This window comes from Duganella sp. BJB1802 (assembly GCF_013369445.1).
GTDB classification, from domain to species: Bacteria; Pseudomonadota; Gammaproteobacteria; order Burkholderiales; family Burkholderiaceae_D; genus Rugamonas; species Rugamonas vulcania_A.
Window position 1 is genome coordinate 231,824 of record NZ_JABWEF010000010.1, and the last position, 12,382, is coordinate 244,205.

Genomic DNA, 12,382 nt, shown 5'->3' on the forward strand with positions numbered 1-12,382 from the left:
GGGGGATTACGGGGCTGGTGTAGGTTTAATCCTACGCCTTGGTCTGGTTCTGGTTTAGAATTTGGCTGACCTTTTCTGCCCGAGGATAGACCCGCAAGTGTTCCAACTTGATTCCGCCACGATTATCCTGATGTCGACGCTGATGGCCGGCGCGATGAGTGTCGTCCTTTATTCCGCCCATGTCAGTTTTCCAGCTGAGATCAAGGGCCTGAATTATTGGGCGGCGGGATTGGTATCGCTGGCTTGCGGTGCGTTTTTATTCAGTTTGAGGCATAGCGTCCTCAACGAAACGTTGGTATTGCTTAGCGCTAATTCGGCCCTGGTTTGGGGCGTGGGCCTGGCGATGATCGGTACCCGGAAATTTTATGGACTTGCGCCGGCCTGGTGGTTATTTCATCTGGTTTGGTTATTGGCCATGCTGGGCGTCGGATACTGGTTGTTGATTCAGCCGAATTTTGCCGCGCGTGTCGGCGTATTCTCTTTTCTGGTTTCCATATTTTATATAAATCAGATTCTGGTGGTATGGCGTCACGGGGAACGTCATTTCTCCACCATATTCTTCGGTTCATTATTACTGTTTCAAACGCTGGTGGTATTAACGCGAGGCATTCTGGCGTTATTATTCGGCGGCGTCCAGGTTGACTTGACGGCTGTCGGGCCATTTCAAAGTATTTATCTGGCGGCCGGCCAATTCATGGTATTGCTGCTGGCGGTGGGTTTCAAGGCGGTGACCACCCGGCGCCTGCAAGCCATACTGGAACGCCGCTCCACGCTCGATCCCCTGACCCAGGTTTTAAACCGGCGTGGTTTCGCCGATATTTACGCTAAAGAGCATGCGTTGATGCGACGTGAATCCACCGCCATGACGATGCTCAGCATCGATCTGGATTATTTTAAGAAGATTAATGACTGCTACGGCCACGCTACCGGCGACCGGGTTTTAGTCGATGTGGCGCAAGTAATCGGCAAGGCGCTGCGAGTATCCGATCACGTCGCCCGTTTCGGCGGCGAGGAGTTTATTGTTTTGCTGCCGGTGACCGGCGTGGACTGGGCCCGCGATATCGCCGAGCGCATTCTGGTCGCGGTGCGCGAACCAAGCCGCGGAGACTTGCCCGCCTATACCGTCAGTATTGGCATTGCTTGCCAGACAAGTTCCGACGAGGATCTGGACGCCATCCTGATGCGGGCGGACGAGGCGCTATACCGCGCCAAGGAGCGTGGGCGCGACTGCATCGAGATCGCGTCCACACCGATGCCGCCCTTGCAGGCGATTAAAGCTTAGTTAAACAGGCGCGCCAGTTCCGCACCCGGATCGGGCGCGCGCATGAAGGCTTCGCCGACCAGGAAGGCGTGCACGTTAGCCTCGCGCATGCGTTTGACGTCGTCCGGCACCATGATGCCCGATTCGGTGATGACCAGTTTATCCGCCGGAATGCGGTCCAGCAGGCCCAGCGTGTTCTCCAGCGACACCTCGAAAGTGCGCAGATTGCGGTTATTGATGCCCAACAGCGCGGTTTTCAGGCGCAGCGCGGCGGTCAGCTCGTCGCCGTCGTGGGTTTCCACCAGCACGCCCATGCCCAGTTCGTGGGCGCAGGCCTCCATTTCCGCCATCAGGCCATGGTCCAGCGCCGAGACGATCAGCAGGATGGCGTCGGCGCCCATCGCGCGGGCTTCGTAGATCTGGTACATATCGATCATGAAGTCCTTGCGCAGCACCGGCAGCGAACAGGCGGCGCGCGCCTGCTGCAGATACGCCACCGAACCCTGGAAGAACTGCTCGTCCGTCAGCACGGACAGGCACGCGGAGCCATGGGCCTCGTAGCTGGCGGCGATATCGGCGGGGCGGAAGTCGGCGCGCAGCACGCCTTTCGACGGCGACGCCTTTTTCACTTCGGTGATCACGCCAGCCTTGCCGGCGGCGATCTTCCCGCGCAGGCTGGCCTCGAAGCCGCGCAGGCCGGCGCGCAGTTCGGCGTCGCTTTCAACGTCGGCGCGCAGGCTGGCGAGGCTGCGGTGTTTTTTTGCGGCGGCGACTTCGTCGGCTTTGACCGCGAGGATTTTGTTCAGGATGTCGGACATGGTGAGCCTAAGTTTAATGTTGTTCGGCCAGCGCCAGGCGCAGGCCGAGAGCCAGGAACAGGCCGCCCGTCACGCGGTTCAGCCACAGGGCGACCAGCGGCTTGACCTTCAGGCGTGCGCTGGCGAAGGCGGTGAAGACGGCCAGGCCGTTGCACCACAACATACCGTTGAAATTGAAAATGCAGCCCAGGACGATGAAGGCCAGCGGCTTGCTGGCGGAATCGGCCGAAATAAACTGCGGCACGAAGGCCAGGAAGAACAAGGCCACCTTCGGGTTCAGGACGTTGGTCAGGAAACCCTGGAAGAATATTTTACGATACGCCAGCGGTTGCGCGGCGCCGCGCACGGCGATTTCGGCGGCCGCCGCGTCATCGGCTTCGGTTCGCAACCTGGCGCGAAGCATGCCGATGCCGACGTAGACAATGTAGGCGGCGCCTATCCACTTCACCACCGTGAACGCGGCAGCGGACGTCGCCAGCAGCGCCGACAAGCCCAGCGCCGCGGCGAAGATGTGGATCATGGTGCCGGCGCCGATGCCCAGCGCGGCGGCCGAACCGGCGCGCCAGCCCTGGGTGGCGCTGCGCGTCATGATCAGCAGCGAATCGGGGCCGGGCATGATGTTCAGCAGCAGCCCGGAGACAACAAACAGCGTCAGATCGTGGATGCCGAACATGCTGGCCTCCCTTAGTTGGTGCTGCCGAGGCTTTGCGTGACCTCCACGAACTGCTGGACCTTGCGCAGCGCGTCGCCGGAGCTGACGGCTTTGCGCGCGCGCGCCAGGCCGTCCTCGATCGAGCTGGCCACGCCGGCCGCGTACAGCGCGGTGCCCGCGTTGAGCGCCACGATATCGTAGGCCGCGCCGGGTTCGCCGCGCAGCGCTTCCATCATCTTGGCTTTCGATTCCGCCGCATCCGCCACCTTCAAATTGCGGCTGGCGATCATCTGCAGGCCGAAGTCCTCGGGATGGATTTCGTATTCGCGGATCTCGCCGTTAACCAGTTCGCCGACCAGCGTGCCGGCGCCGAGCGAGACTTCATCCATATTGTCGCGGCCATAGACCACGATGGCATGCTGCGCGCCCAGGCGCTGCAGCACGCGCACCTGGATACCCACCAAGTCGGCGTGGAATACGCCCATCAGGATGTTCGGCGCGCCGGCCGGATTGGTCAGCGGCCCCAGGATGTTGAAGATGGTGCGCACGCCCAGCTCACGGCGCACCGGCGCCGCGTGCTTCATCGCCGCATGGTGGTTGGGGGCGAACATGAAGCCGATGCCGGTCTGCGCGATCGATTGCGCGATCTGCTCGGGCTTGAGGTTGATGTTGGCGCCCAGCGATTCGATCACGTCGGCGCTGCCGGACGACGACGACACGCTGCGTCCGCCGTGCTTGGCCACGCGCGCGCCGGCCGCCGCGGCGACGAACATCGACGCGGTGGAGATGTTGAAGGTATGCGCGCCGTCGCCGCCGGTGCCGACGATGTCGAGCAGGCCGGTGGTGTCGGCCATCGGCACCTTGGTGGAGAACTCGCGCATCACCTGCGCGGCGGCGGCGATCTCGCCGATGGTTTCCTTCTTCACGCGCAGGCCCATGGTCAGGGCGGCGATCATGGTCGGCGACATTTCGCCGGACATGATCTGGCGGAACAGGTGCAGCATCTCGTCGTGGAAAATCTCGCGGTGTTCGATGCAGCGCAGCAGTGCTTCTTGATGGGTGATAGGCATGGCTATTCCTTCTCTGAATTTGGGCGTGGGCGCGCGCGGCGGCGCGCCGGTACGAACAGCGCTGGTCAGCGGACCAGGAAGTTCTTCAACAGTGCGTGACCGTGTTCCGACAGGATGGACTCGGGGTGGAACTGCACGCCCTCGATGTCGTAATCCTTGTGGCGCACGCCCATGATTTCACCGTCGTCCGTCCATGCCGTCACTTCCAGGCAGGACGGCAGCGAGCTGCGCTCGATGGCCAACGAGTGATACCGGATCACCGTGAAGGGGGAGGGCAGATCCTTGAAGACGCCCACGCCCGTATGCGCGATTAAAGAAGTTTTGCCATGCATGACCTGCTTGGCGCGGATGACTTTTCCGCCGAACGCTTCGCCGATGGCCTGGTGGCCCAGGCACACGCCCAGTATCGGCTTCTTGCCGGCGAAGTGCTTGAGCACCTCGATCGAAATCCCGGCTTGCGACGGATCTTTCGGACCTGGCGAAATGCAGATGTGGTCCGGGTTCAATGCCTCGATTTCCGCGATCGTGATTTCGTCGTTGCGGTACACGCGCACATCCTCACCCAGCTCGCCGAAGTACTGCACGATGTTGTAGGTGAAGGAGTCGTAGTTGTCGATCATTAGCAGCATCTCAGATCTCCCCATCCAGGCCATCTTGCACTTGTTCGGCGGCGCGCAGCACGGCGCGCGCCTTGTTTTCAGTTTCCAACCATTCCATCTCCGGTATCGAATCGGCGACGATGCCGGCGGCGGCCTGCACGTGCAGCATGCCGTCCTTGATCACGCCGGTGCGGATGGCGATCGCCACGTCCATCTCGCCGCCGAAGGACAGGTAGCCGCAGGCGCCGCCGTAGATGCCGCGCTTGGAGATTTCCAGTTCGTCGATGATTTCCATCGCGCGCACTTTCGGCGCGCCGGTCAGCGTGCCGGCCGGGAAGGTGGCGCGCAGCACGTCCAGGTTGGACAGGCCGGCTTTCAGCTTGCCCTCGACGTTGGAGACGATGTGCTGCACATGCGAGTATTTTTCGATGACCAGGCGGTCGGTGACCTTGACGCTGCCGATCTCGGAGATGCGGCCCAGGTCATTGCGCGCCAGGTCGATCAGCATCACGTGTTCGGCGATCTCTTTCGGATCGGCCAGCAGTTCCGTGGCCAGTTCGGCGTCGCGTTCCGGCGTCGCGCCGCGCGGGCGGGTGCCGGCGATGGGACGCAGCGTGACTTTCTTCTCGCCGTCCGGCAGCGTCTCGTTGCGCACCAAAATCTCCGGCGAGGCGCCGACGATCTGCATGTCGCCGAAATTGTAGAAGTACATATACGGCGACGGATTCAGCGAACGCAGCGCGCGGTACAGCGACAGCGGCGAATCGACGTAAGGCTTGCGCAGGCGCTGGCCGATCTGTACCTGCATCAAGTCGCCGGCCATCACGTATTCGTGGGCCTTGGCGACCGCCTTCAGGTATTCCTCTTTCGGGAAGTCGCGCGTGATGTCGGTGCGTACCGAGGCGCTGGTCACCGGCGCGTCCAAGCCACGGCGCAGCATCATGCGCAGGTCTTTCAGGCGCTGGCGCGCTTTGGCGTACGACTCCGGCTGCGTGGTGTCCGCGTAGACGATCAGATACAGCTTGCCGGACAGGTTGTCGATGACGGCCAGTTCCTCGGTCACCATCAGCTGGATGTCGGGCAGGCCCAGGTCGTCCTTCGGCTGCGAGTGGGCCAGCGTTTTTTCGATGTGGCGCACGGTGTCGTAGCCGAAGTAGCCGGCCAGGCCGCCGCAGAAGCGCGGCATGCCGGGACGCAGCGCGACCTTGAAGCGCTTCTGGTAGGTCTCGATGAATTCGAGCGGATTGCCTTCGTGGGTCTCGATCACCGTGCCGTTCTTGACGATCTCAGTGCGCGTGCCGAAGTTGCGCAGCACCGTCGTCGCCGGCAGGCCGATGAAGGAGAAGCGTCCGAAACGTTCGCCGCCGACCACCGATTCAAGCAGGAAGGTGTTCTTGCCGGCGTTCTGGGTCTGGGCCAGTTTCAGGTACAGCGTGAGCGGGGTTTCGAGGTCGGCGAAGGCTTCGGCGATCAGCGGGATGCGGTTGTAGCCGTCGGTGGCCAACGATTTGAATTCGAGTTCGGTCATGTCTTCTCTCCATGCCGCCAAGGGCGTGGTTGTGGCTTGGCGGTGGTTTGTCAAAAAACCTGTCGGACGCGCGGATGCGGACGACAGCAATCAGTTCGGCTTAGTTTTGCCAGGATTGCCAGCGTCGCCAAAGCCAGGCCTCAATCGAGCCGGTTTGGTTGACGTTGTGTTTTTTGGTGAGAGACATGTTGGTCAGGTTAGTTCAGCTAAGGGTTAGTTTTGCGAACGTATCAGGCTGGACGCTTCCAGCAATGTGGATACTATACCATCGGAATCCGTTTTGTGTATAGCTTCTCCGTGATTGTAACCGTAAGGTACCGTCAACACCGGGCAACCCGCTGCCCGTGCGGCTTGCGCGTCGTTCGAGGAGTCGCCGATGGCCACCACCTGCGCCGGCGCCAGGCCGAAATCGGCGCACACCGTTTGCAGCGGCAGCGGATCGGGTTTTTTGCGAGGCAGCGAATCGCCGCCGTAGACCACGTCGAAAAATCCGTCCAGGCCTTTCAGCTTGAGCAACGGCGTGGCGAACGAGATTGGCTTGTTGGTTACACATGCCAGGCGCAGGCCCTGGGCCTTCATCGCCGTCAGGCCTTCGATCACGTCCGGATACAGCGCGCTGTGGTCGCCGTTGATGCTCAGGTAGTGGCGCTGGTAGGCGTCCATCGCCGCGTCGAAATGCGCTTCCACGCGGGCCGCGTCCCAGTCCAGCCCCAGCACGGAGCGGATCAGGTTCTCGGAGCCTTTGCCGACCATCAGCGCGATCTGGTCCTGCGAGATCGGTTGCAGGCCCAGCTCCGCGCGCATGCTGTTGATCGCGACGTGGAAGTCGGGGATCGTGTCCAGCATGGTGCCGTCGAGGTCGATGATTGCGGCGCGTACGCCTGCCAGCACGCTCATATTTACACCGTCGCCAGTTGGGCGCGCATGGCGTCGATGACGGCCTTGTAGTCCGGCTTGCCGAAGATGGCGGAGCCGGCCACGAAGGTGTCCGCGCCTGCCGCCGCCGCGGCGGCGATGTTGTCGATCTTGATGCCGCCGTCCACTTCCAGCAGGATGTCGCGGCCCGATTCATTGATCAGGCGGCGCGCTTCGGCGATCTTCTTCAGCGCCTGCGGAATGAAGGACTGGCCGCCGAAGCCCGGATTGACCGACATGATCAGGATCATGTCGATCTTGTCCATCACGTGTTCCAGGTAGCTCAGCGGCGTGGCAGGGTTGAACACCAGGCCGGCCTTGCAGCCGTGGTCGCGGATCAGCTGCAGCGAGCGGTCGATGTGGTCCGACGCTTCCGGGTGGAAGGTGATGATGTTGGCGCCAGCCTTGGCGAAGTCCGGGATGATGCGGTCGACCGGCTTGACCATCAGGTGCACGTCGATCGGCACTTGCACGTGCGGGCGGATCGCTTCGCACACCAGCGGGCCGATGGTCAGGTTGGGAACGTAATGGTTGTCCATCACGTCAAAGTGAATGATGTCCGCGCCGGCGGTGACGACGTTGCGGACCTCTTCACCCAGGCGGGCGAAATCGGCGGACAAAATGCTGGGAGCGATGCGGAATGTGGTCATGGCTTAGGGCTGGCAAGAAAAAAGATGCGCTATTTTACGCTGCCCGGCGCGACCGCACCGATTTTCAGCCGCGCCGTCCTTGCATACGGGGCGGATTTGCGGTGCAATGGGGGTCTGACGATATACAATCGCCAATTTTGCATAGAGCGATTACGCTTTTACCAAGCTTTAAGGAATCTCGATGGCCACTTACGAATTTACTGTGTCGGTCAGAACTCAGTACCTGCCGGATCAGTCTGATCCGGATCGCACCAATTTCGTGTTCACTTATTCGATCACGATCAAGAATACCGGCACCGTGGCTGCGCAGCTGATCTCACGCCACTGGGTCATCACCGACGCCAACAATCATGTGGAAGAAGTGCGCGGACTGGGCGTGGTCGGCCATCAGCCGCTGCTGCAGCCGGGAGAGCATTTCGAGTACACCAGCGGCACGGCGCTGCAAACCCAGCAAGGCTCGATGGTCGGCGAATACTTCTGCGTGGCCGAGGACGGCCACCAGTTCGAAGTCAAGATCCCGGAGTTCGTGCTGTCGCTGCCGCGCACGCTGCACTGATTACTTCGGATCGTTTTCCCGGTCCGGCGGGGGCAGCTGCTTAGTCTTGCCCTTGCCTTGGTACATGGTCCACCAGACGATGAACACCAGCAGGAAAAACGCCACGCATGCTTCTATCATTAAGACCAACATAGCCATCCTTATGTCATTAACTAGCCGTAGTCTACTCGTTCCGCTGACCGTCGTCGCGCTTTCCCTGGCCGCCTGTACCACCACGCCGCTGCCGCCGGCCCAGGCGCCCGCGCCGGCCGTGACGCCGCCGGTCACGCCTCCAACCGTGCCGCCCGTGGTGCCGCCAGTGCCGCCCAAGCCGGCCGCGCTGCAGATGGTGCCGGCCACCTTCGCGTCGCTGCCGGGCTGGGACAAGGATGATGTGCGCGCGGCCTGGCCGGCGTTCATGTCGTCGTGCTCGGTGCTGGTCAAGCAGCCCAACTGGAAGGAGTCCTGCACCATCGCGCGCACCGTCAACGGCAGCGACGAGCAGGCGATCCGCACCTTCTTCGAGGCCTTCATGGAGCCGAACCAGGTGATCGCGCCGGACGGCGCCACCGACGGCCTGATCACCGGCTACTACGAGCCGCTGCTGCGCGGCGCGCGCAAGAAGGGCGGCCCGTACCAGACGCCGCTCTATAAAGTACCGGACGATATGCTGACCATCGACCTGGCCGGCGTGTACCCGGAGCTGAAGGGCATGCGCCTGCGCGGCAAGCTGGTCGGCAAGAAGGTGGTGCCGTATGCGACCCGCGCCGATATCGAGAAGGCGGACTTCAGCGGCAAGGAGCTGCTGTGGGTGGACGATCCGGTGGAGTCCTTCTTCCTGCAGGTGCAGGGCTCGGGCCGCGTGCAGCTGACCGACACGCAGGAAACCGTGCGCGTGGCGTATGCGGACCAGAACGGCCATCCGTATAAGTCGATCGGCAAGTACCTGGTGGAGAAGGGCGAGCTGACGCTGGAGCAGGCGTCGGCGCAGGGCATCAAGGCATGGATCGCCGGCCATCCCACGCGCATGCAGGAGCTGTTCAATGTGAACCCGAGCTATGTGTTCTTCAGGGAGGAGCGCCTGCCGGACCCCAAGGTCGGGCCGAAAGGCTCGCTGGGCGTGCCGTTGACGCCTTCCCGTTCGGTGGCGGTCGATGCGACGCAGCTGCCGCTGGGCGCGCCGGTGTTCCTGTCGACCACCATGCCGAACAGCGACATCCCGCTGCAGCGCCTGGTCATGGCGCAGGATACGGGCGGCGCGATCCGTGGCGCGATCCGCGTCGACTACTTCTTCGGCTTCGGCACGGAGGCGTCGGAGAACGCGGGCCGCATGAAGCAGCGCGGCAATGTCTGGGTGCTGCTGCCGAAGCAGCCGCTCTAACGCAGGACCATCACGGGCAGCGTGGTATGGGCGAGCACCTTCTGCGTCTCGCTGCCCAGGAACAGCCGGTTCAGGCCGCGCCGCCCATGCGACGCCATCATGATGATGTCGCATTCAAACTTCTTGGCCGCCTCGACGATCTCCTCGTAGGGGCTGGGCGACATCGTCACCACTCCCTCGAACGGAACTTCCGCGGCGCGCGCGGCGGCCGCCACCTTCTCGATGTGGTGGCGGGCGGCGTTCTGCATCTGCGTCGCGAACTGGCCGGAATCGATGACCGCGCCGCTGTCGCCCATGGACGCGAACGGCAGCGGTGTGATGACGGTGATCGCGACCAGGCGTGCTTGATTGAGCTGGGCAAACTGGACCGCCATCGCGGTCGCTTTGTCCGACAGCTCGGAGCCGTCGGTGGGCAGCAGGATGGATTTGAACATGGCGCACTCCAATGTAGGAAACACAAAAACAGCCTAATGATTTAGATCGTTCGACGGCGCACGTTAGGACGCGGCGGGCGCCGTATGCTGCTGCACGCTGCGCATGGACGAGGCCATCGCCACCGTCAGCGCGATGCCGCCCACCGCCACGCAGGCCATGCCGGTGCGGATGCTGAAGTGCTCGCCGATATAGCCGGCCGTCAGCGCGCCGATCGGCGCCGTCGCCACGGTGAGGAAGCGCATGGTCGAGACCATGCGGCCCAGGTAGGCGTCCGGCGTGACTTTCTGGCGCATCGTCATATATGGCATGAAGAACAGCATTACGCCGCAATCGAGGAACAGCGACAGGCCGCCGCACGCCACCGCGCTGGCGGTCGGGCTGCCGAACAGATTGGCCGGGATCATCGGCATGGCGGCGAAGGCGAAGGCGGTCAGGCCCAGGCCGATCAACATGGTCGCGCCGGGGCCGAAGCGCGTGTTCAGCGGCTTCAATAAGAGTGAACTCATTAATACACCGACGCCGCCGACCATCTGCGCCATGCCCAGCATGCCGGCCGTCATGCCCAGCTCGCGCGTGGAGAACAGCACGCTGAGCGCGGCGAAACCATAGAACAGCATGTGCCACACGCCCGCGCCCCAGGCCAGCGTGCGCAGCAGCGGCTGGCCCCAGATGAACAGCAGGCCGTCGTGGATGTCGCGCAGCGGGTGCTTGTTGGACGGCGCAGGCTTGGGATCGTTGGCATTCAGGTTACGCAGCAGCAGGATCGAGATCACAAAGCCGATGGCGTTCAGCATGACGGCGAACGGCGCGGTCAGCCACTGGATCAGCACGCCCGCGACGCCGGGCGCGATCAGCCGCGAGGCCGAGTCGGTGGCGGCGAACTTGGATTGCGCGTCGGTCAGGCGGTCGCGCCCGATCAGGTTGGTGAGGAAGATCTGTTCCGCGCCGCCGCCCACCACCGAGCAGGCACCGCTGATAAAGGAGACCACGTACATCCATTCGATGGACAGCCGTCCCAGCCAGTAAGCCAGCGGGATGCTGGCCAGCGTGAGCGCCATGATCGCTTTGCTGCCCAGGAGTACCGGCAGCTTGCGGTTGCGGTCCAGGAAGACGCCGGCCGGCAAGGCCAGCAGCGCGAACGGAATCGCCGCGCTCGCGCCCAGCATGCCCATCTGCGCAGGCGTCGCGTGCAGCAGCAGGACCGAGCACAGCGGCAGCGCCAGCGCGCTGATGTAACTGCCGAAGCCGTTGAGGATCGCGCTGGACCAGTAGCGCATGAAGTCGCCGTTGCGCAGCAGGGCGTCGTGGTCCAGCTTGTGGCTCAGGTGGCGGCGTAAGACGGTAAAAATAGGAAGCTCTTTAAAGCAGGTTGCTGAGTTTCAATGATACCAGCGCGGGAGTTAGGCGCTACAATCCTTCAGGAATATTCCACTGTGAAGGAGACACCTATGCAATATGAAGACCTGATCGTTGAAGTGCACGACAAAGTAGCCTTGATCCGTCTGAACCGTCCGAAGGCGCTGAACGCGCTGAACGACCGCATGATGAACGAGTTGGGCGACGCCTTATATAAGTTCGACGCCGATCCGGCCATCGGCTGCATCGTTCTGACCGGCAGCGAGAAAGCCTTTGCCGCCGGCGCGGATATCGCGGCCATGGCGGACTATACGTATGTGGATACCTATCGCGACAACTACATCACCCGCAACTGGGAGCATATTCTGCGCATCCGCAAGCCGGTGGTGGGCGCCGTGGCCGGCTACGTGCTGGGCGGCGGTTGCGAGCTGGCGATGATGTGCGATTTCCTGATCGCTGCCGACACCGCCAAGTTCGGGCAGCCGGAAATCAAGGTCGGCGTCACGCCGGGCGCGGGCGGCACGCAGCGCCTGCCGCGCACCATCGGCAAGGCCAAGGCCATGGACATGCTGCTGACCGCGCGTACCATCGACGCGGTGGAGGCCGAGCGCATCGGCCTGGTGTCGCGCGTGGTCCCTGCGGACAAGCTGATCGAGGAAGTGCTGACTGCGGCGAAGCAGATCGCATCGATGCCGACCTCGGTCGCGATGATGATCAAGGACTCCGTCAATCGCGCCTTCGAAACCACGCTGACGGAAGGTGTCAATTATGAACGCCGCCTGTTCCAGTCTGCCTTCGGCACGCCTGCGCAGAAAGAAGGCATGCATGCCTTCCTCGAAAAGCGCTTGCCAAACTTCGAGGGTCTTTGATATAGTTCGCCTCCCCGCAAAACGGTGCATGCAAATGCAGTGTTGAGCGGGGAGAAAAAAAGAAGGGGTTGACGAAACGATCTAAACGCTTCATACTCTTTCTTCTTCGCTGACGGACACAACGCTCCGCAGCAAACGCAGTGCCGAATAAAGTTCTTTAAAAATTAACAGTCGATAAGTGTGGGCGTTTGATGAAAGTGCACAGCAGACTAGTTCTGCTGATACTTAAAATATCAAATGTTCACAAGAAGTAATGAAATAGGCGCTATGAAAATAGTGGCCTGTCAGTATTTTGAGTGAGCGACCCGTCAGT

General features: G+C 62.2%; 13 protein-coding genes. 4 read left to right on the forward strand and 9 right to left on the reverse strand.

All coding sequences use genetic code 11. The features are described from left to right. Positions 1 to 61: 61 nt before the first annotated feature. Complete coding sequence (locus tag HUX88_RS17585) at positions 62 to 1,282, forward strand: GGDEF domain-containing protein (RefSeq protein ID WP_229219397.1); 1,221 nt, start codon at positions 62 to 64, stop codon at positions 1,280 to 1,282. Here the strand turns inward: HUX88_RS17585 and trpC are convergent. The 7 genes from trpC to rpe all read right to left on the reverse strand — a co-directional run bounded on the left by trpC (position 1,279) and on the right by rpe (position 7,493). Next, on the reverse strand, positions 1,279 to 2,079 hold the full coding sequence (trpC, locus tag HUX88_RS17590; protein ID WP_161091940.1) for an indole-3-glycerol phosphate synthase TrpC: 801 nt from the start codon (positions 2,077 to 2,079) through the stop codon (positions 1,279 to 1,281). The two genes, HUX88_RS17585 and trpC, sit on opposite strands and share 4 nt — an antisense overlap. A gap of 13 nt (positions 2,080 to 2,092) precedes the next feature. After that, positions 2,093 to 2,752 (reverse strand): LysE family translocator, encoded by a 660-nt coding sequence (locus tag HUX88_RS17595; protein WP_176362604.1) that lies wholly within the window; start codon positions 2,750 to 2,752, stop codon positions 2,093 to 2,095. 11 nt (positions 2,753 to 2,763) lie between these two features. Beyond that, positions 2,764 to 3,801 (reverse strand): anthranilate phosphoribosyltransferase, encoded by a 1,038-nt coding sequence (gene trpD, locus HUX88_RS17600; RefSeq protein ID WP_117015846.1) that lies wholly within the window; start codon positions 3,799 to 3,801, stop codon positions 2,764 to 2,766. A gap of 65 nt (positions 3,802 to 3,866) precedes the next feature. Next, positions 3,867 to 4,430: an aminodeoxychorismate/anthranilate synthase component II gene (locus HUX88_RS17605; RefSeq protein ID WP_090326971.1), complete on the reverse strand. Its 564-nt coding sequence runs from the start codon at positions 4,428 to 4,430 to the stop codon at positions 3,867 to 3,869. 1 nt (position 4,431) lies between these two features. Next, positions 4,432 to 5,928 (reverse strand): anthranilate synthase component I, encoded by a 1,497-nt coding sequence (trpE, locus tag HUX88_RS17610; RefSeq protein WP_117015847.1) that lies wholly within the window; start codon positions 5,926 to 5,928, stop codon positions 4,432 to 4,434. 213 nt (positions 5,929 to 6,141) lie between these two features. After that, positions 6,142 to 6,825, reverse strand: coding sequence for a phosphoglycolate phosphatase (locus tag HUX88_RS17615; protein WP_176362605.1), 684 nt, complete (start codon positions 6,823 to 6,825; stop codon positions 6,142 to 6,144). Between the two features lie 2 nt (positions 6,826 to 6,827). After that, positions 6,828 to 7,493 (reverse strand): ribulose-phosphate 3-epimerase, encoded by a 666-nt coding sequence (gene rpe, locus HUX88_RS17620; protein ID WP_176362606.1) that lies wholly within the window; start codon positions 7,491 to 7,493, stop codon positions 6,828 to 6,830. Positions 7,494 to 7,674: 181 nt separating this feature from the next. On the opposite strand from rpe, the gene apaG reads away from it, so the two are divergent. Further along, positions 7,675 to 8,049 (forward strand): Co2+/Mg2+ efflux protein ApaG, encoded by a 375-nt coding sequence (apaG, locus tag HUX88_RS17625; protein ID WP_117015850.1) that lies wholly within the window; start codon positions 7,675 to 7,677, stop codon positions 8,047 to 8,049. A gap of 142 nt (positions 8,050 to 8,191) precedes the next feature. Further along, a complete protein-coding gene (locus HUX88_RS17630; RefSeq protein ID WP_176362607.1) occupies positions 8,192 to 9,409 on the forward strand; it encodes a murein transglycosylase A in 1,218 nt (405 codons plus the stop codon). On the opposite strand, the gene HUX88_RS17635 is transcribed toward HUX88_RS17630, so the two are convergent. Together HUX88_RS17635 and HUX88_RS17640 are read right to left on the reverse strand one after the other, a co-directional pair. Beyond that, positions 9,406 to 9,843 carry a universal stress protein gene (locus tag HUX88_RS17635; RefSeq protein WP_117015852.1) on the reverse strand — a complete coding sequence of 146 codons (438 nt, stop codon included), beginning with the start codon at positions 9,841 to 9,843 and terminating at the stop codon, positions 9,406 to 9,408. The two genes, HUX88_RS17630 and HUX88_RS17635, sit on opposite strands and share 4 nt — an antisense overlap. Positions 9,844 to 9,906: 63 nt before the next feature. Further along, positions 9,907 to 11,193 (reverse strand): MFS transporter, encoded by a 1,287-nt coding sequence (locus HUX88_RS17640; RefSeq protein ID WP_373886807.1) that lies wholly within the window; start codon positions 11,191 to 11,193, stop codon positions 9,907 to 9,909. A gap of 99 nt (positions 11,194 to 11,292) precedes the next feature. Here HUX88_RS17640 and HUX88_RS17645 point away from each other — a divergent pair, with 99 nt between their 5' ends. Further along, positions 11,293 to 12,069 carry an enoyl-CoA hydratase gene (locus HUX88_RS17645; protein WP_117015854.1) on the forward strand — a complete coding sequence of 259 codons (777 nt, stop codon included), beginning with the start codon at positions 11,293 to 11,295 and terminating at the stop codon, positions 12,067 to 12,069. Positions 12,070 to 12,382 lie beyond the last annotated feature (313 nt).

What these genes read in the sequence shown, in the direction of transcription:
- trpC (WP_161091940.1), bottom strand. Translation starts at nt 2,079, where the DNA reads ATGTCCGACATCCTGAACAAAATCCTCGCGGTCAAAGCCGACGAAGTC.
- HUX88_RS17595 (WP_176362604.1), bottom strand. Translation starts at nt 2,752, where the DNA reads ATGTTCGGCATCCACGATCTGACGCTGTTTGTTGTCTCCGGGCTGCTG.
- trpD (WP_117015846.1), bottom strand. Translation starts at nt 3,801, where the DNA reads ATGCCTATCACCCATCAAGAAGCACTGCTGCGCTGCATCGAACACCGC.
- HUX88_RS17605 (WP_090326971.1), bottom strand. Translation starts at nt 4,430, where the DNA reads ATGCTGCTAATGATCGACAACTACGACTCCTTCACCTACAACATCGTG.
- trpE (WP_117015847.1), bottom strand. Translation starts at nt 5,928, where the DNA reads ATGACCGAACTCGAATTCAAATCGTTGGCCACCGACGGCTACAACCGC.
- HUX88_RS17615 (WP_176362605.1), bottom strand. Translation starts at nt 6,825, where the DNA reads ATGAGCGTGCTGGCAGGCGTACGCGCCGCAATCATCGACCTCGACGGC.
- rpe (WP_176362606.1), bottom strand. Translation starts at nt 7,493, where the DNA reads ATGACCACATTCCGCATCGCTCCCAGCATTTTGTCCGCCGATTTCGCC.
- apaG (WP_117015850.1), top strand. Translation starts at nt 7,675, where the DNA reads ATGGCCACTTACGAATTTACTGTGTCGGTCAGAACTCAGTACCTGCCG.
- HUX88_RS17630 (WP_176362607.1), top strand. Translation starts at nt 8,192, where the DNA reads ATGTCATTAACTAGCCGTAGTCTACTCGTTCCGCTGACCGTCGTCGCG.
- HUX88_RS17635 (WP_117015852.1), bottom strand. Translation starts at nt 9,843, where the DNA reads ATGTTCAAATCCATCCTGCTGCCCACCGACGGCTCCGAGCTGTCGGAC.
- HUX88_RS17645 (WP_117015854.1), top strand. Translation starts at nt 11,293, where the DNA reads ATGCAATATGAAGACCTGATCGTTGAAGTGCACGACAAAGTAGCCTTG.